The following is a 17,190-nucleotide window of genomic DNA, read 5'->3' as shown; positions in this document are numbered from 1 at the left end:
GGCGGGCCGACAGCCCGCCCGGTGAATGAAGGAGCGGCCGGTGGCCGCCGCGATCAGGACTTGACCTTCTCTTCCGCCTTCACGTCTATCGTGTGACCGACGCTCTGGGTCGGCTGGTCGGCCGGGGCGCTGCCTTCTGCGCCCTTCATGCCTTCCTTGAAGCCCTTGACCGCGCCGCCGAGATCGGAGCCGATGTTGCGCAGCTTCTTGGTGCCGAACACCAGAAGCACGATGACGAGCACAACGAGCCAGTGCCAGATGCTGAATGAACCCATGGGATTACCTCTCGGAAACGATCATGGGCGGCAGGGGATGGTCGCCGCCCAGAACATGCATGTGAAGATGATACACCTCCTGCCGACCCACCTTTCCGCAGTTGATGATGGTGCGGAAGCCCTCCTCGGCACCTGCCATGCGGGCCAGCTCGCCCGCCTTGGAGAGCACGCGGCCGAGGACGGCCTCGTGCGCTCCGCTGGCGTCGTACAGCGTGGCGACGTGCATCTTCGGGATGATCAGGAAATGCACCGGTGCCTGCGGATTGATGTCGTGGAAGGCGTAGATCAGGTCGTCCTCGTACAGCTTGCGCGAGGGGATCTTGCCCTCGATGATCTTGCAGAAGATGCAGTTGGGGTCGTGCATGGTGTCAGTCTGTCCGTGAGGTCGGGAGTTTCAAATACGTGTATTACCGTATTGCGAGCCTGATCAGCCGTTCGTGCGCGAGCGCTTCTCGTCGATGCCCGAAATGCCCTCGCGGCGGCGGAACTCGTGCAGCACGTCGTCCACGGTCAGGCCGTGATGGGCCAGCAGCACCATGGAGTGAAACCACAGATCGGTCACCTCGCGCACGACGTGGCCGACGTCGCCATCCTTGGACGCCATGATGGTTTCGGCCGCCTCTTCGGCCACCTTCTTGCAGATCGCGTCGGTGCCCTTGTGGAACAGCGAGGACACGTAGGACGAACCGGGCTCGGCGCTCTTGCGCTCGGCGATGGTCTGCGCAACGCGGCGCAGCACTTCGATGTCGATCATTTGTATATCTCGTCCGGGTTCTTGATGACCGGGTTGACCTCGTCCCAGTGGCCATCGGTCAGCGAGTGGAAGAAGCAGCTGTGGCGGCCGGTGTGGCAGGCGATGCCGCCGGTCTGTTCGACCTTCAGCAGCAGCACGTCGCGGTCGCAGTCGAGGCGGATGTCGAGCACCTTCTGCGTGTGACCGGATTCCTCACCCTTGTGCCACAGCTTTCCGCGCGAGCGCGACCAGAACACCGCCTCGCGCAGTTCCGCCGTGCGGACCAGCGCGTCACGGTTCATCCAGGCGAACATGAGCACGTCGCCGGTTGACGCTTCCTGCACGATGACCGGCAGCAGACCTTTGTCGTCCCAGTCGATGACGTCGATCCAGGCCGGTGCGGTCATCACAGGCGCACCTCGATGCCGCGCTCGCGCATCCGTTCCTTGGCCTCGCGTACCGTGTGCTGGCCGAAGTGGAAAATGCTGGCCGCCAGCACCGCGTCGGCACCGCCTTCGACCACGCCGTTGACCAGATGGTCGAGGTTGCCGACGCCGCCCGAGGCGATGACCGGAATGCGCACCGCGTCCGATACGGCGCGGGTCAGCGCGAGGTCGAAGCCGTTCTTGGTGCCGTCGCGATCCATGCTGGTGAGCAGGATTTCACCGGCACCCAGCGACTCGACCTTCTGCGCCCACTCGACCGCGTCAAGCCCGGTCGGGTTGCGCCCGCCGTGCGTGAACACTTCCCAGCGTGGACGGCCATCGCGATCGTCAACGCGCTTGGCGTCGATGGCGACGACGATGCACTGCGAACCGACCTTGCCCGATGCGCGCGCCACCAGGTCCGGATCCTTGATCGCGGCAGTGTTCATGCTTACCTTGTCGGCGCCGGCGTTGAGCAGGCGACGCACGTCCTCGACCGCCCGCACGCCGCCACCGACGGTCAGCGGGATGAACACCTGCTCGGCCACCTGCTCGACCACGTGCAGGATGATGTCGCGCGCGTCGGAACTGGCGGTGATGTCGAGGAAGGTCAGCTCGTCGGCGCCCTGCTCATCGTAGCGACGGGCGATCTCGACCGGATCACCGGCGTCCTTCAGCGACACGAAATTGACGCCCTTGACCACGCGGCCGGCGTTGACGTCCAGACAGGGAATGATGCGCTTGGCTAGCATGTCGTTTCCGCGCCGTGCGCGATGTGAGGTTCAGCTTTCGCCGTTGAGACGGTCGGCTTCCGCCTGGGCCGCCGCAAAATCCAGCGTGCCTTCGTAAATGGCTCGACCGGTAATGGCGCCGATCACGCCTTCGTCCTCGACCGCACAGAGGCCGCGGATGTCGTCCAGATTGGTGATGCCGCCCGACGCGATGACCGGAATGCGCAACGCCTGCGCCAGCTTCACCGTGGCGTCGATGTTCACGCCGCTGAGCATGCCGTCGCGACCGATGTCGGTATAGACAATCGCCTCGACGCCCTGATCCTCGAATTTCTTCGCCAGATCGATCACGTCATGGCCGGTCATCTTGGACCAGCCGTCCACCGCCACCTTGCCATCCTTGGCGTCGAGGCCGACGATGATGTGGCCGGGGAAGGCGCCACAGGCATCGTGTACGAAGCCCGGACTCTTGACCGCCGCGGTGCCGATGATGACGTAGCTGATGCCGTCGTCGAGGTAGCGCTCGATGGTGTCGAGATCGCGGATGCCGCCGCCGAGCTGGATCGGGATTTCGTCGCCCAGTTCCTTGACGATGGCCTTGATCGCCGATTCGTTCTTCGGCTTGCCGGCGACTGCGCCGTTGAGGTCCACCAGATGCAGGCGGCGCGCACCGGCATCGAGCCAATGGCGGGCCATGGCAGCCGGGTCTTCCGAAAATACGGTCACCACGTCCATATCACCTTGCTTCAGGCGTACGCAGTGGCCGTCCTTGAGGTCGATGGCGGGAATGAGCAGCATGGCGCGAGTCGTGTCGTGTCTGGGAGAGTGGAAGGGAGAAGTCCCCGACGGCATCGTCGGGCACCAGGTATCAGGGCATCCAGCCGATGAAGTTGGCCAGCAGGCGCAATCCGGCGTGCGCGCTTTTTTCCGGGTGAAATTGCACCGCAAAAATATTATCGCGCGCTATCGCACTGGTAAAGGCTGCACCGTAGGAGGTTTCGCCCGCGGTCAGCGCCGCGTTGACCGGTTGCACGAAGTAGCTGTGCACGAAATAGAAGCGTTCGTCGTCGGCGATGCCGTCCCACATCGGATGTGCGCGCGTCTGTCTCACGCCATTCCAGCCCATGTGCGGCACCTTCAGCCGGGCCCCGGACACCGGATCGCGCGGATCGACGAAACGCTTCACGTCGCCGGCGAGCACGCCGAGGCCTGGCACGTCGCCTTCCTGACTGTGCTGGAACAGCATCTGCAGACCGATGCAGATGCCCAGGAAGGGCTTGTTCGCAGCGGCGTCGAGCACGGCGCCGCGCAGATCGCGCGCGTCGAGTTCGCGCATGCAATCCGGCATGGCGCCCTGACCCGGAAAAACGACACGGTCTGCGCCTGCGACGACGCGCGCGTCGCTGCTGACGATGACCTCGGCTTCGGGGGCGACGTGCTCAATCGCCTTGGCGACCGAACGCAGATTGCCCATGCCGTAATCGATGATGGCAACGCGAGTCATGAGTGCGGCTGAATCGGAAGAGGGTGAAACGCTGGCGTCAGGACGGGCTCAGAGCGAACCCTTGGTCAACGGCATCTGACCGGCCGCACGTTCGTCGCGCTCGCTGGCGGCGCGCAGCGCGCGGGCAAAGGCCTTGAATACGGTTTCGCACTGGTGATGCGCGTTGATGCCGCGCAGATTGTCGATGTGCAGCGTCACCAGCGCGTGATTGACGAAGCCCTGGAAGAACTCGCGCGTCAGGTCAACGTCGAAATCGCCGATGCGGGCGCGGGTGAAGTCGATGTTGTACTCCAGCCCCGGGCGGCCGGACAGGTTAACCACGACACGCGACAGCGCCTCGTCCAGCGGAACGTAGGCGTGGCCGTAGCGACGCAGGCCCTTCTTGTCGCCAACCGCCTTCGCGAAGGCCTGACCCAGCGTGATGCCGACATCTTCCACCGTGTGGTGGGCGTCGATGTGCAGGTCGCCCTTGGCGATGATTTCGAGGTCGATCAGGCCGTGCCGAACGATCTGGTCCAGCATGTGATCGAAGAAGGGCACGCCGGTGTCCAGCTTGCCCTGACCGGTTCCGTCGAGATTGATGCGCACCGTGATCTGGGTTTCCAGGGTGTTGCGCGTGATTTCGGCTTGCCGCATGAAGATGGTCGCTTCGGTGATTCGTCCCGGCTGTACGCCGGAACAGGGATGGCTGGATGATAACATCGACTTGCAACGGGCCATGCCGGCCTGCGCGCACCGCAATACGTCCCGCCCAACAACAGTCACATCGTCGCCTGCACCATCATGAGCCAGTTCTGGAGCCCCGTCGTCCACACCCTGTCGCCCTACACGCCGGGCGAACAACCGAAGATCGACGGGCTGATCAAGCTCAATACCAACGAGAACCCCTATCCGCCCAGCCCGCGGGCCGTCGCGGCCATGCAGGCCGAACTCGACGTGGACGGCGACCGACTCAAGCTCTACCCGGAACCGACCGGCTTGGCGCTGCGCGAGGCGATCGCCGCGCACTTCGGCGTGGGCGCCGACCAGGTGTTCGTCGGCAACAGCTCGGACGAGGTGCTGGCGCACACCTTCATCGGCCTGCTCAAGCACGACCGGCCGCTGCTGTTCCCGGACATCACCTACAGCTTCTATCCGGTCTATTGCAGGCTGTACGGCATCGACTACCAGTGCGTGCCGCTGGACGCCCGGTTCGCGATCCGTGTCAACGACTACATCGAAGCCCGTCCCGGCGCGGTCATCTTTCCGAATCCCAATGCACCGACCGGCCGTCTGCTGCCGCTGTCCGACATCGAGCGCCTCGCCACTGCGCTGCCGGACAGCCCGATCGTGATCGATGAGGCCTATATCGACTTCGGCGGCGAGTCGGCGGTTGCCCTGGTGGCCAAGCACCCCAATCTGCTGGTGACGCAGACCCTGTCGAAATCGCGTTCGCTGGCCGGCCTGCGTGTCGGCTTCGCGATCGGCCAGCCGGCGCTGATCGAAGGCCTGACCCGGGTGAAGGACAGCTTCAATTCCTACCCGCTCGACCGCCTGGCGCTGGCCGGCGCCACTGCAGCGGTGCAGGACCGCGAGTGGTTCGACCAGACCCGCCGCCGCGTCATCGCCAGCCGCAAGCGGCTGGCCGAAGAGCTGACCACACTCGGCTTCGAAGTGCTGCCGTCGGCCGCCAACTTCCTGTTCGTACGTCACCCGCAACACGACGCGGCCGCGCTGTCGGCGCAACTGCGTGAGCGGCGCATCCTGGTGCGCCACTTCAAGGCCCCGCGCATCGACCAGTTCCTGCGTATCACGGTGGGCACCAATGCGCAGTGCGACGCACTGGTCGAAGCCCTGCAGGACATCATTTGACGTGCTGGAGCGCTTCTTGCTGAACGGAAGAGGTCATCGTCCCTCACCCGTTCAGCCATGCGCCTCACCCGCCCGCTCTTCCTCTCCGCATTGACGCTCGGCGTGCTCGCCGGCTGCACCAGCGTGTCCTTCAAGCAGGGTGCCGGTGGCGCCGACTACCGCCGCGACGAACGCGCCTGCATGGGCACCACCACGGAGCGGACCGCCTTCATCCAGTGCATGGAGACGAAAGGGTGGTGGACGCGCTCGACTGAGGAGCTGTCGCAGATCACGCTGGTGTCGGTCGAGGACAGCGAAGCAGTCGCTGAAGCGCAGCCGGCGGCCGCGGCCGAAGCGGCCACGCCGGGCACCGAGCCAGCCCGGCCCGCTGCGGCGACACGCACCACCGCCGCGCCGGCCCCCGTCGCTCCGAAAGACCCGCTAGCCCGCCTGCGCATCGCGATGTGGTCGAAGATGGGCGCTGGTGCGAACGAACTGATCGCCGACCAGACGCAATGCCTGTCCACTCTGGGCGAGGCCCACGCGCCGGACACCACGGCCGGCACCGTCACCCGCGGACTGTACGAGTGCCTGCGCAAGCAGGGGTGGACCGGCCTGACGCTGCGCTGAATATTCTTTTTGCATATTTCAGCCCGATGTCATAGATTGACGCCGGGTGGGCGCACACACATCAACCATTACATCGCCTGAGCGGTCTTGCAGCCGCTGGAGACACACCACCCCCGGCAGGCCGTTCCATCCGGAACGGCTGCATTCATTCAGGAGGAGGTGTTCATGTTTTCAGCAAGAATGCTGTGCATCGCGTCGCTGTGCCTGTCGGCGCAGGGCGCCCACGCGCTCGGGGCGGGCGATATCGCGTTTACCGCCTTCAATGCCGACGAGGACGGCTGGGCCATCGTCGCGCTGACCGATCTCGCGGCCAACAGCACGATCTACTTCACCGACAGCAACTGGGATGGCGCCGCCTTCACCAGTTCCGAAGGCTTCCATACCTGGCAGACCGGCGCCGGCATCATCGCAGCCGGCACGGTCGTCCGTTTCAGCGACATCGATCAGGCAGGTCGCGCAGCATCCACCGGCAGCCTGACCGGCACCGGCAATGCCGCGCTCAGCAGCACGGCCGACACGCTCTACGCCTATGTCGGCAGCGGCACCTCGGCTCCGACCACCTTTCTTGCCGCAGTGTCGTCGGAAGGTGCAGCGGCCGCCGCAACGGCACTGGGCGCTGCCGGACTCACCGCCGGGGTGAACGCGATCGCCCTGCCCGCCAGCACCGATTACGCCAGCTACACGGGTTCACGCAGCGGCGCCGCCGATTTCGCGGCCTACGGCAACACGGTGAATGACGTCGCCAACTGGACCGCGTTCACCGACGGCGTTCACGCCGATGCCGTGCCCGACACGACGCCGTTCGCGGTCTCCGCCGTGCCGGAAGCGTTGACCGCCCTGATGATGGTGGCGGGGCTCGGCGTGCTGGGCCTGTTCCGTCGGCGCTAGGCGGCGCCAGCCGGGTGCTGAAGTGGTTCGATCAGCGCCCGGTAGGCGTGCCAGGTAGCATGCCCGACCAGCGGCATCAGCACGATCAGGCCTAGGAAGAAGGTCAGGAAGCCGATCACCGCGAAGATCACGATAAGCGCGGCCCACACCAGCATCGGCCCCGGATTGCGGCCGAGCGAGAAGAGACTGGCGAGGATGGACGTCACCGCGTCCTGTCGGCGGTCCAGCATCAGCGGAATGGCGACCACGCTGGCGCCGAACACCAGCGACGCGAAGATGAAGCCCACTACCGCATAAGCCATCAGGAACTCAATGTTCTGCAGCGTCAGCACCTGTTCGAGGAAGTGGTCCACCGACGGCATCTGCGTCGTGTAGAACAGCGCGAACACGACCAGTGAGGCACGTGCCCACACCAGGAAGATGATGATGAGGATGACGGCGAATACGCCGATCGCGCCGGCATTGTGGCCGCCGGCGGTGAGCGAATGCGCGAGCACCGGTGGCTGCCCGGCCTCGCGCTGGCGGGACAGGTCGTACAGGCCGAGCGACAGGAAGGGGCCGAGCAGCAGGAAGCCGCACACCAGCGCCGAAGTCAGGTGATAGGCATGGCGGAACACCGTGGTCAGCACCAGCCCCATGAAGGCGAAACAGGCGCCGTAGAACAGGCTGCCACCGGGACTCGCGCGCATGTCCTGAAACGCCCGGCCAAGCCAGTCGACACAGGCGAACAGCCCGACTTCACGCACCACCGGGAAAGGTAGATCCTGCGCGTCCCCTGAGGCTTGTGGCGCTTCGGGGTGTTCGGACTGCTGCATGGCTGCTCCCTGATCGGTTCACTGCTGCAACGACGTGCGCATGACCGGTCAGGTCGGGCGCACGACCCGGGCGCCACTGTACGCCGGGTCGTGGCCGCGTGGAAGTCAGTCCTTCAGCCGCATTTCCGCCGAGCGGGCGTGTGCCTGCAGGCCCTCGCCGTGCGCCAGCACCGACGCGATACGGCCCAGCTTCTGCGCGCCCTCGGCCGAAATGTCGAGAATGGACGTGCGCTTCTGGAAGTCGTACACGCCCAGCGGGCTGGAGAAGCGCGCGCTGCGCATGGTCGGCAGGACGTGGTTCGGACCGGCGCAGTAGTCGCCCAGCGCCTCGACCGAGTAGTGGCCGAGGAACATCGCGCCGGCGTGACGGATGCTGTCGACCAGCGCCCGCGGATCCTCGGTGCAGATTTCCAAGTGTTCGGGCGCGATGCGGTTGGCGAGGTCGCAGGCCTCGGCCAGGTCGCGCACCTTGATCAGCGCGCCACGGTTGGCAAGCGAGGTGGCGATGGTGTCGCGGCGCGGCATTTCCGCCAGCAGACGGTCTATCGACGCGTGCACGCGGTCGAGGAAGGCGGCGTCGGTGCACAGCAGGATGGACTGCGCCAGTTCGTCGTGCTCGGCCTGAGCGAACAGATCCATCGCCACCCAGTCCGGATTGCCGTGACCGTCGGAGATGATGAGCACCTCGGATGGCCCGGCCACCATGTCGATGCCGACCGTGCCGAACACGCGCCGCTTGGCGCTGGCGACATAGGCGTTGCCCGGGCCGACGATCTTGTCCACCTGCGGAATGGTCTGCGTACCGTAGGCGAGCGCCGCCACCGCCTGCGCACCGCCTATCGTGAACACGCGATCAACGCCGGTGATCGCTGCAGCAGCCAGCACCAGCGGATTGCGTTCTCCGCCCGGCGTCGGCACCACCATGATCAGTTCCTTGACGCCCGCGACCTTGGCCGGAATCGCGTTCATCAGCACCGAGCTGGGATAGGACGCCCGGCCGCCCGGCACGTAGAGGCCGACGCGGTCCAGCGGCGTTACCTTCTGCCCGAGGCGGGTGCCATCGGCTTCCGCGTACTCCCAGGAATCCTGCTTCTGCCGCTCGTGATAGAGCCGCACGCGGTCGGCGGCTTCGGCCAGCGCCGCGCGCTGGGTATCGCTCAGTCCGGCGTAGGCGGCGTCAAGCTCGCTGCGCGGCAGTTCGAGTTCGACCATGGCGGCGCAGTCCATGCGGTCGAAACGGCGCGTGTACTCGATGACCGCCTCGTCGCCGCGCGCCCGCACGTCGCGCAGGATGCCGGCAACTGCCGTCTCGATCGCGTCGTCGGTCGAACTTTCGAAGGCCAGAAGCGTGTCCAGCCGATCGAGAAAATCGGGGGCGCCGGAGTCGAGCCGGCTGATCTTCGTCGCACTCATGCCTGCACCGCCCCCTGAATCGCCTCCAGGATGGGCGTAAGCAGATCGTGCTTCACCTTGAGCGCCGCCTGATTGATGACCAGACGCGAGCTGATGTCCATGATGTGTTCGACCTCGACCAGATTGTTCGCACGCAAGGTGCCGCCGCTGCTGACCAGATCGACGATGGCGTCGGCCAGCCCTACCAGCGGCGCCAGTTCCATCGATCCGTACAGCTTGATCAGGTTGACGTGGACGCCCTTGGCGGCGAAATGTTCGCGCGCGGTGTGCACATACTTGGTCGCCACCTTGAGGCGTGCGCCGCGGCGCACCGCCTGCTCGTAATCGAATCCCGCCGGTACCGCCACGCTGAGCCGGCAACGCGCGATGTTCAGGTCGATCGGCTGGTAGAGGCCGGCACCGCCGTGTTCCAGCAGCACGTCCTTGCCGGCGATGCCGAGGTCGGCCGCACCGTATTGCACATAGGTCGGCGTATCGGACGCACGCACGATGACCAGACGCACGTCAGGCCGGTTGGTACCGATGATGAGCTTGCGCGACGACTCCGGATCGTCGGTCGGCACGATGCCGGCCGCCGCCAGCAGCGGCAGCGTTTCTTCGAAGATGCGCCCTTTGGACAGCGCCAGGGTGATGCCTTGCACGGTGTGCCTCGTGTGTATGGCGTGTCGTCAGGACACGCGGCGGACGGTGGCGCCGAGCGCGCTGAGCTTCTGCTCGATGCGTTCGTAGCCGCGGTCCAGATGATAGATGCGCTCGATCAGCGTTTCACCGCGCGCCACCAGGCCGGCGATGATGAGGCCGGCCGAGGCGCGCAGGTCGGTCGCCATCACGGTCGCGCCGTCGAGCTGCGCCACGCCCTGCACTACCGCGGTATTGCCGTCGATGCGGATGTCGGCGCCCAGACGGGCCAGCTCGACCGCGTGCATGAAACGGTTCTCGAAAATCGTCTCGCGGATGATGGCGGTGCCTTCAGCGACCGTATTGATCGCCATGAACTGCGCCTGCATGTCGGTCGGGAAGGCCGGATAAGGCGCGGTACGGATGGACACCGCCTTCAGCTTGTCCGGCGCCTTCAGCACGATGGCTTCGAAGGACGGCGACTTCTCGGTGCGAATGTCGCAGCCGGCGTCCATCAGCTTGTCGATCACTGCGTCCAGATAGCCGGCCGATGTGCCGGTCAGGCGGATTTCGCCGCCGGCAGCGGCGGCGGCACACAGATAGGTACCGGTTTCGATGCGGTCCGGCATGATGCGATGGGTCGCGCCATGCAGACGTTCGACGCCCTGGATGCGGATCACGTCGGTACCGGCGCCGGAAATGCGCGCGCCCATCGCGACCAGGCAGTTGGCCAGATCGACCACTTCGGGCTCGCGCGCGGCGTTCTCGATCACCGTCTCGCCGTCGGCGAGCACGCCGGCCATCATCAGGTTCTCGGTGCCGGTGACCGTCACCATGTCGGTGAACAGGCGCGCGCCCTTGAGCCGCGACGTACGCGCGACGACGTAGCCGTGCTCGACCGCCACCTCGGCGCCCATCGCCTGCAGACCCTTGATGTGCTGATCCACCGGGCGCGCGCCGATGGCGCAGCCGCCGGGCAGCGACACGCGTGCCTCGCCGCAGCGCGCGACCAGCGGGCCGAGCACCAGGATGGAGGCGCGCATGGTTTTCACCATCTCGTAGGGCGCCACCGGATTGTTCAGACCGGACGCATCCAGCGTGACGGTCGAACCGTCGCGCTGCACCGCCACGCCCATCTGTGCCAGCAGCTTGAGCATGGTGCCGATGTCGTTCAGCTGCGGCACATTGGTCAGCGTGAGCGCCTCGCGCGTCAGCAGCGCGGCGCACAGGATGGGCAGCGCCGCGTTCTTCGCGCCCGACATTTCGGCCTCGCCGTGCAGACGATGGCCGCCTTCGATCAACAGCTTATCCATCGCTCGATCAGGCCTTCCACTCGTCCGGAGTGAGGGTCTTCATCGACAGCGCATGGATTTCCTCGCGCATGCGATCGCCCAGCGCGGCATAGACCAGCTGGTGGCGGCGCACGCTGCGCAGGCCCTCGAAGGCGGACGACACGATGATCGCCTCGAAATGCTGGCCGTCGCCAGCGACCTGACAGTGCTGGCAGTCGATGCCGGCGGTGATGGAAGCCTGGATGCTTTCGGGAGTGACCATGTTCAACTTCTCAGTTTGTAGCCGCGTGCAAGCATGTTCAGCGTGATGCCCGCGAGCACCGCAAAACTGCCGCCCGCGACCAGGGCACTGATCCACGGGGAAACGTCCGACTGTCCGAAGAAGCCGTAACGGAAACCGTCGATCATGTAGAAAAAGGGATTCAGATGCGATACCACCTGCCAGAAGTCGGGCAGCGTGTGGATGGAGTAGAACACACCCGACAGAAAGGTGAGCGGCATCACGACGAAATTCTGGAAAGCGGCCAGTTGGTCGAATTTGTCGGCCCATATGCCCGCAATCACGCCGAGACTCGCAAGAATTGCTCCACCCACGGTGGCAAAGAACAGTATCCACAGCGGATGGGCATAAGGCAGCTCGACGAACCACAGCGTCACCAGCCACACGCCCGCGCCGACCACCAGGCCACGGATCACGGCAGCCAGCACGTAGGCGGCGAAGAACTCGCGGTAGGAAATCGGCGGCAGCAGCACGAACACGATATTTCCGGTCACCTTGGACTGGATCAGCGACGACGAACTGTTGGCGAAGGCGTTCTGCAGCAGGCTCATCATGACCAGGCCGGGCACCAGGAAGGCGGTATAGCTGACACCGCCATAGACGTTGACCGTGCGTTCGAGCACGTGCGAAAACACCAGCAGATAGAGCAGCGCGGTCAGCACAGGCGCGCCGACCGTCTGGAAGCTCACCTTCCAGAACCGCAGCAGCTCCTTGTACAACAGGGTGCGCAGCGCCATGCTCATCAGGCGGCCTCCTGCATCATCGCAATGAACACGTCCTCGAGATCCGGCTTCACCAGTTCGATGTCGTCGAGCGCGACGCCAGCCGCGTGCAAGCGTGCGAGACAGGCAGCGACGGCGTCCGCGCTGTCGAGCACGATGGCGACCCGGCCATCGGGCGTGGCCCGCGCCACGGCGCGGAACTCGACCGGCAACGCGGTGCCGTTGCCCAGACGCAGGCGCAGCGTCTGCTGCACCCGGCGCGACAGCAGGTCGGCTGTCCGTTCCAGCGCCACCACGCGGCCCTGTTTCAGCATGGCGATCCGGCCGCACAGGCTTTCCGCCTCTTCGAGGTAGTGCGTGGTGAGCACAATGGTGTGCCCCTGCCTGTTCAGGTCGCGCACGAAGGCCCACAGGCCCTGTCGCAGTTCGACGTTGACGCCGGCCGTGGGCTCGTCGAGCACGATGAGCGGTGGCCGATGCACCAGCGCCTGCGCCACCAGCACGCGTCGCTTCATGCCACCGGACAGGCGGCGCATGTTCACGTCGGCCTTCGCCTCGAGATCGAGCCGCTGCAGGATTTCGTCTATCCAGTCGTCGTTGCGCCGCAAGCCGAAATAGCCGGACTGGATGCGCAGCGTTTCGCGCACGGTGAAGAAGGGATCGAACACCAGTTCCTGCGGCACGACGCCCAGCCGGGCGCGTGCCGCGCGGTAGTCGGTCACCGTATCGTGCCCGAGCACGCGGATCGAGCCGGAATCGGCACGGCACAGGCCGGCCATGGCCGAAATCAGGGTGGTCTTGCCGGCACCGTTCGGCCCGAGCAGGCCGAAGAACTCGCCCTGCTTCACTTCGAGCGAGACACGGTCAAGCGCCTGCAGCGAACCGAATCGCTTGCAGACGCCTTCGATCAGCAAGGCAGCGGTGGAATCAGACATGAAAGAACTGCAGTGCCGGCCCCCGCGGGAGGCCGGAAGAAGCACACATCAGCGAGCGGTCGCGTCGTCGGCGTCCAGTCCGCAATAGGACGACACCTCATACAGGCGAGCCAGGCTGGTCAGTCCGGCCGGTGCCCCGGTGACCGGCAGCGGGCCATTGCTGCCACCACTCGCACGTTCCCACGCGAGCAGCACGGCGATGGCCGACGAATCGACGTCCTCAACCGCCGACAAGTCGATGGAAGAGGCCGACGACAGCAGCGCCAGACCGGCGTCGCGCAACGCCATCGCCTCGGGCAGTCGCATCGTGCCACTGACGCGCAGCACGCCGTTGTCGAGCGCGATCATTTTGTCGCCGTTGCCGGTGCGGGCAGCGGCGCCGGCACGTTCGATGCGTTCTTGGCGCGCAGCGTCTTCACCAGGCCGTTGACGCCACCCGCGCGGATCTCGGCGGCGAAAGTTTCGCGGTAGTTGGTCACCAGACTGACGCCCGACACCATCACGTCGTACACCTTCCAGCCCTCTTCCTGCTTCTCCAGCGCGTAATCGAGCGGAATCGGGCGACCGCCCGGCTGGTTGATCTGGGTGCGCACCGTCACGTCGGTGTCGGCAGCGCCCATCTTGAACGGGCGGTAATCGATGGTCTGATTGCGATAGCTGGTCAGGGCGTTCGAATAGGTGCGCACCAGCAGGGTACGGAACTCTTCGGTCAACACCTTCTTCTGTTCAGGCGTCGTCGCGCGCCACTCCTTGCCGAGTGCCAGCGCCGTCATGCGTGTGAAATTGAAATGCGGCAGCACGCGGGTTTCGACCAATTCCGCCGTCTTGGCGGTATCGCCGGCCTTGATCGACGGATCGGTACGCAGCGTGGTCAGGACATCTTCGGTCACTTCCTTGACCAGCACGTCGGGCGCCTTCAGCACGTTTGCCTGAGCGACCGCACTTGCGGCGAAGGCAACCATCAGTAATTGAACAAAGCGCTTGAACATATGTGCTCCCGGAAAAGAAAGAGGCCTGTCGGAACGCGACAGGCCGTGGTGACCGCGCTGCCCGGCTTAACGCCGGGCTTGCCGATCAGAACGAGACGGCTGCGGTGTCCACCGATCCGGTGGCCGGCTCGGACGCATTCACTGCATCAACGTCCGACTTCTCCGGCGCGCCGACAAGCATCATCGTCCACGTTGATTCGAGCGGTTCCATCGTCAGAAGGTTCGCGCTCGGCAGCGAAGCCGAGTCATCGGCTTCGCGCGGCGGGTTGCCGTCATGGATGGCACTGCGGCGATGCTGCAGATAGGCGTCGCGCACATAGGCGTACTTGTCGATAGCCGCCGCTTCGAGCGCATCCTCTGCCTTCAGCAGGTTGGCGCGGGTGTCGATGGCGCGCAGCGCGATGGCGGTGTTGCGGTAGCCGCGATGACCGTCGGCGTCACGCACCGGGTCAACGTAGATGTCCGCAGCCAGACCGAAGGTGTCGCGCACGGTGCGCGGGCCGAGAATCGGCAGCACCACGTAGGCGCCGTCGCCGACGCCCCAGCGGCCGAGGGTCTGACCGAAATCTTCCTCGTGCTTATCGAGACCCATCGGCGTCGCGACGTCGAACAGGCCGAGAATGCCAAGGGTCGAGTTGACCAGCACACGACCGGCATCCGACAGAGCATCGACCGGCTTGCCCTGCAGGAGGTTGTTCACGCCTGTCCACAGATCGGCGATGTTGGCGAAGAAATTGGAGACGCCGGTCTGCACGGGATCCGGCACCACGAAGTCGTAGCCCTGGGCGACCGGCTTGATCACCGCCTTGTTGACGGTCTCGTTGAACGAGAACATCGCGCGGTTGTAGCCTTCGATCGGATCCTTGGGGTTGCCCGAGGTCGCACAGCCGGTGAACAGCGCGGCTGCAGCGGTGGCGGCAAGCACCGAGCGGATATTGAGATTCGACTGCTTGTTGGTTTTGGTCATCTGTCGGGCTTCCCGGCTATGCATTCCGTACGTCACTGCTCGGGAGCGGTCGGGCTCTCGGCAGCCTTGTTGAACATGAACTGGCTGATCAGCTTTTCAAGCACCACTGCAGACTGCGTCTTGGTGATGGTGGCACCGGCCTGAAGCATTTCGGTGTCGCCACCGACTTCGAAACCGATGTACTGCTCACCCAGCAGACCCGAGGTCAGAATGGTTGCAAACGTGTCGCGCGGGAAACTGTAGCGCTTGTTGACATCCATTTTCACCACGGCGACATACAGATTCGGGTCAAAAGTGATTTCCGTCACCCGGCCCACCACGACACCCGAACTTTTGACGGGCGCACGCGGTTTCAGGCCGCCGATGTTATCAAAGTTGGCTTGCAGCCTGTATGTCTCCCCGATGTTAGCGGACGCAAGGTTGCCGACCTTTAGTGCCAGAAACAACACTGCAGCCACGCCGACAGCGACGAAAACACCGACCCACAGGTCGAGAACGGTACGGTTCATCCATTACCCCTGAACATGAAGGAGGTCAGCACAAAGTCCAGCGCCAGAATGGCCAGCGCCGAATTGACGACGGTACGGGTGATCGCCCGCGACACGCCCTCGGCGGTGGGCGCCGAGTCATAACCTTCGAAAACCGCGATCAGCGAGACCGCGAAGCCGAAAACGACGCTCTTGATCACGCCATTCACGATGTCGTAGCGGAAATCGACCGACGCCTGCATCTGCGACCAGAAGGCGCCGTCATCGACGCCGATGAACACGACGCCGATGAACCAGGCGCCGAACACGCCCATGGTCGAGAACAGGGCGGCCAGCAACGGCATCGAAATGACGCCACCCCAGAAGCGCGGTGCGACGACGCGGGCGATCGGGTTGACCGCCATCATGTCCATCGCCTTCAGCTGCTCGGTCGTCTTCATCAGGCCGATTTCAGCGGTCAGCGCCGAGCCGGCGCGACTGGCGAACAGCAGGCCGGCGACCACCGGACCCAGCTCGCGTACCAGCGACAGTGCGACCAGAATGCCCAGCGCCTCGCTGGAACCGTAGCGCTGCAGCGTTTCGTACCCCTGAAGACCGAGCACCAGGCCGACGAAGAAGCCGGACACCAGAATGATGATGAGCGACAGCACGCCGGTCGAGAACACCTCGCGTATCGTCAGCTGGAAGCGCGCGAACGAAGTGCCCGAGCGCAGCAGGATGGCAAACAAGAAGCGGGTGGCGAAACCCAGACGCCAGATGCCATCAATGGTGCGGGCGCCCATGGCGCGGAACACGCGCGCGATCATGAACGGACCTCCATCAGGGCCTTGCGGTAGTCGTCGGTCGGATAGTGGAAAGGCAGCGGCCCGTCGGTTTCGGCATTGACGAACTGCTTCACGAACGGATCGGTCGAGGCGCGGATCTCGCCCGGCGTGCCCTGCGCGACCACCTTGCCGCCCGACAGGAAGTAGATGTAATCGACGATTTCCAGCGATTCGTGCACGTCGTGCGTCACCATGATGGAACTGGCGCCGAGCGCGTCGTTGAGCTTGCGGATGAGCTGACCGACCACCGCCAGCGAGATCGGATCGAGGCCGGCGAACGGCTCGTCGTACATGATGAGCATCGGATCGAGCGCCACCGCGCGCGCCAGCGCCACCCGGCGCGACATGCCGCCGGATAGCTCGTTCGGCATCAGCTTGTGCGCGCCGCGCAGACCGACCGCGTGCAGCTTCATCAGCACCAGATCGCGGATCATGTCTTCCGGCAGATCGGTGTGCTCGCGCAGCGGGAAAGCGACGTTGTCGAAAACGGTCAGATCGGTGAACAGCGCGCCGAACTGGAACAGCATGCCCATGCGCCGGCGCAGCGCGTACATGTCGCGCCGAGACAGCTTGGCCAGATCGTGCTCGGCCACCTGGATGCGGCCGGCGGTCGGCTTCAGCTGACCGCCGATCAGGCGCAGCAGCGTCGTCTTGCCGCAGCCGCTGCCACCCATGATGGCGACGAGCTTGCCGCGCGGAATGCGCAGATTGATGCCGGTCAGGATGGGCCGCTTGTCGTACGCGAAGTTGACACTCGACAGGTTGACCAGAATGTCTTCGGCCGGAGGGGAAGCGGACACGAGCGCGGAACGGTCTTGTGGTAAAGGTCGC

Annotated in this window: 24 protein-coding genes; 3 read left to right on the top strand and 21 right to left on the bottom strand. The window is 65.0% G+C overall.

Going from position 1 to position 17,190, the window contains the following annotated elements; genetic code table 11:
* Positions 1-53 precede the first annotated feature (53 nt).
* From tatA to hisB, 8 genes are all read right to left on the bottom strand, one after another.
* Complete coding sequence (gene tatA / locus ACQ66H_RS04525; RefSeq protein WP_019919451.1) at positions 54-275, bottom strand: Sec-independent protein translocase subunit TatA; 222 nt, start codon at positions 273-275, stop codon at positions 54-56.
* 4 nt (positions 276-279) lie between these two features.
* Positions 280-639: a histidine triad nucleotide-binding protein gene (locus tag ACQ66H_RS04520; RefSeq protein ID WP_430432994.1), complete on the bottom strand. Its 360-nt coding sequence runs from the start codon at positions 637-639 to the stop codon at positions 280-282.
* 63 nt (positions 640-702) lie between these two features.
* Positions 703-1,029, bottom strand: coding sequence for a phosphoribosyl-ATP diphosphatase (locus tag ACQ66H_RS04515; RefSeq protein ID WP_019919453.1), 327 nt, complete (start codon positions 1,027-1,029; stop codon positions 703-705).
* On the bottom strand, positions 1,026-1,415 hold the full coding sequence (gene hisI / locus ACQ66H_RS04510) for a phosphoribosyl-AMP cyclohydrolase (RefSeq protein ID WP_430432993.1): 390 nt from the start codon (positions 1,413-1,415) through the stop codon (positions 1,026-1,028). The genes ACQ66H_RS04515 and hisI overlap by 4 nt, the downstream gene beginning before the upstream one ends.
* Positions 1,415-2,185 (bottom strand): imidazole glycerol phosphate synthase subunit HisF, encoded by a 771-nt coding sequence (hisF, locus tag ACQ66H_RS04505; RefSeq protein ID WP_430432992.1) that lies wholly within the window; start codon positions 2,183-2,185, stop codon positions 1,415-1,417. Before hisF ends, hisI begins: the two co-directional genes overlap by 1 nt.
* Positions 2,186-2,215: 30 nt before the next feature.
* Positions 2,216-2,962 (bottom strand): 1-(5-phosphoribosyl)-5-[(5-phosphoribosylamino)methylideneamino]imidazole-4-carboxamide isomerase, encoded by a 747-nt coding sequence (gene hisA / locus ACQ66H_RS04500; RefSeq protein ID WP_304003977.1) that lies wholly within the window; start codon positions 2,960-2,962, stop codon positions 2,216-2,218.
* A gap of 70 nt (positions 2,963-3,032) precedes the next feature.
* On the bottom strand, positions 3,033-3,668 hold the full coding sequence (gene hisH / locus ACQ66H_RS04495; protein ID WP_430432991.1) for an imidazole glycerol phosphate synthase subunit HisH: 636 nt from the start codon (positions 3,666-3,668) through the stop codon (positions 3,033-3,035).
* Between the two features lie 48 nt (positions 3,669-3,716).
* Positions 3,717-4,304 carry an imidazoleglycerol-phosphate dehydratase HisB gene (gene hisB, locus ACQ66H_RS04490; protein WP_430432990.1) on the bottom strand — a complete coding sequence of 196 codons (588 nt, stop codon included), beginning with the start codon at positions 4,302-4,304 and terminating at the stop codon, positions 3,717-3,719.
* A gap of 147 nt (positions 4,305-4,451) precedes the next feature.
* On the opposite strand from hisB, the gene hisC reads away from it, so the two are divergent.
* From hisC to ACQ66H_RS04475, 3 genes are all read left to right on the top strand, one after another.
* Positions 4,452-5,519 carry a histidinol-phosphate transaminase gene (gene hisC, locus ACQ66H_RS04485; RefSeq protein ID WP_430432989.1) on the top strand — a complete coding sequence of 356 codons (1,068 nt, stop codon included), beginning with the start codon at positions 4,452-4,454 and terminating at the stop codon, positions 5,517-5,519.
* A gap of 57 nt (positions 5,520-5,576) precedes the next feature.
* On the top strand, positions 5,577-6,128 hold the full coding sequence (locus ACQ66H_RS04480; RefSeq protein WP_430432988.1) for a hypothetical protein: 552 nt from the start codon (positions 5,577-5,579) through the stop codon (positions 6,126-6,128).
* A gap of 165 nt (positions 6,129-6,293) precedes the next feature.
* Positions 6,294-7,016 (top strand): hypothetical protein, encoded by a 723-nt coding sequence (locus ACQ66H_RS04475; RefSeq protein ID WP_430432987.1) that lies wholly within the window; start codon positions 6,294-6,296, stop codon positions 7,014-7,016.
* Here the strand turns inward: ACQ66H_RS04475 and ACQ66H_RS04470 are convergent.
* From ACQ66H_RS04470 to ACQ66H_RS04410, 13 genes are all read right to left on the bottom strand, one after another.
* The gene (locus ACQ66H_RS04470) at positions 7,013-7,705 is read right to left on the bottom strand and encodes a DUF2189 domain-containing protein (RefSeq protein WP_430432986.1); all 693 of its coding nucleotides are present in this window, start codon (positions 7,703-7,705) and stop codon (positions 7,013-7,015) included. The genes ACQ66H_RS04475 and ACQ66H_RS04470 overlap by 4 nt on opposite strands.
* 231 nt (positions 7,706-7,936) lie before the next feature.
* The gene (hisD, locus tag ACQ66H_RS04465) at positions 7,937-9,244 is read right to left on the bottom strand and encodes a histidinol dehydrogenase (protein ID WP_430432985.1); all 1,308 of its coding nucleotides are present in this window, start codon (positions 9,242-9,244) and stop codon (positions 7,937-7,939) included.
* Complete coding sequence (gene hisG / locus ACQ66H_RS04460) at positions 9,241-9,885, bottom strand: ATP phosphoribosyltransferase (protein WP_430432984.1); 645 nt, start codon at positions 9,883-9,885, stop codon at positions 9,241-9,243. Before hisG ends, hisD begins: the two co-directional genes overlap by 4 nt.
* 27 nt (positions 9,886-9,912) lie before the next feature.
* Complete coding sequence (murA, locus tag ACQ66H_RS04455) at positions 9,913-11,175, bottom strand: UDP-N-acetylglucosamine 1-carboxyvinyltransferase (protein ID WP_430432983.1); 1,263 nt, start codon at positions 11,173-11,175, stop codon at positions 9,913-9,915.
* A 7-nt stretch (positions 11,176-11,182) separates the two neighbouring features.
* A complete protein-coding gene (locus tag ACQ66H_RS04450) occupies positions 11,183-11,416 on the bottom strand; it encodes a BolA family protein (protein WP_425762783.1) in 234 nt (77 codons plus the stop codon).
* Positions 11,417-11,418: 2 nt separating this feature from the next.
* Positions 11,419-12,177 (bottom strand): ABC transporter permease, encoded by a 759-nt coding sequence (locus ACQ66H_RS04445; RefSeq protein ID WP_430432982.1) that lies wholly within the window; start codon positions 12,175-12,177, stop codon positions 11,419-11,421.
* Positions 12,177-13,091 (bottom strand): ABC transporter ATP-binding protein, encoded by a 915-nt coding sequence (locus ACQ66H_RS04440; protein ID WP_430432981.1) that lies wholly within the window; start codon positions 13,089-13,091, stop codon positions 12,177-12,179. The genes ACQ66H_RS04445 and ACQ66H_RS04440 overlap by 1 nt, the downstream gene beginning before the upstream one ends.
* A 48-nt stretch (positions 13,092-13,139) precedes the next feature.
* Positions 13,140-13,439, bottom strand: a complete 300-nt coding sequence (locus ACQ66H_RS04435) for an STAS domain-containing protein (RefSeq protein ID WP_430432979.1) — start codon at positions 13,437-13,439, stop codon at positions 13,140-13,142.
* On the bottom strand, positions 13,436-14,080 hold the full coding sequence (locus tag ACQ66H_RS04430) for an MlaC/ttg2D family ABC transporter substrate-binding protein (RefSeq protein ID WP_430432978.1): 645 nt from the start codon (positions 14,078-14,080) through the stop codon (positions 13,436-13,438). The genes ACQ66H_RS04435 and ACQ66H_RS04430 overlap by 4 nt, the downstream gene beginning before the upstream one ends.
* An 85-nt stretch (positions 14,081-14,165) precedes the next feature.
* Entirely contained in the window at positions 14,166-15,047 is an 882-nt protein-coding gene (locus tag ACQ66H_RS04425) for an MlaA family lipoprotein (RefSeq protein ID WP_430432977.1), read from the bottom strand.
* 32 nt (positions 15,048-15,079) lie between these two features.
* Positions 15,080-15,556: an outer membrane lipid asymmetry maintenance protein MlaD gene (gene mlaD, locus ACQ66H_RS04420; protein ID WP_430432976.1), complete on the bottom strand. Its 477-nt coding sequence runs from the start codon at positions 15,554-15,556 to the stop codon at positions 15,080-15,082.
* The gene (gene mlaE / locus ACQ66H_RS04415; protein WP_430432975.1) at positions 15,553-16,341 is read right to left on the bottom strand and encodes a lipid asymmetry maintenance ABC transporter permease subunit MlaE; all 789 of its coding nucleotides are present in this window, start codon (positions 16,339-16,341) and stop codon (positions 15,553-15,555) included. The genes mlaD and mlaE overlap by 4 nt, the downstream gene beginning before the upstream one ends.
* Entirely contained in the window at positions 16,338-17,159 is an 822-nt protein-coding gene (locus ACQ66H_RS04410; RefSeq protein WP_430432974.1) for an ABC transporter ATP-binding protein, read from the bottom strand. The genes mlaE and ACQ66H_RS04410 overlap by 4 nt, the downstream gene beginning before the upstream one ends.
* Positions 17,160-17,190: the final 31 nt, after the last annotated feature.

The organism is Methyloversatilis sp., assembly GCF_965284615.1.
In the GTDB taxonomy this organism is placed as follows: domain Bacteria; phylum Pseudomonadota; class Gammaproteobacteria; order Burkholderiales; family Rhodocyclaceae; genus Methyloversatilis.
The sequence above is the reverse complement of the archived record's forward strand: the minus strand, read 5'-3'. Positions and strand labels throughout refer to the sequence as shown.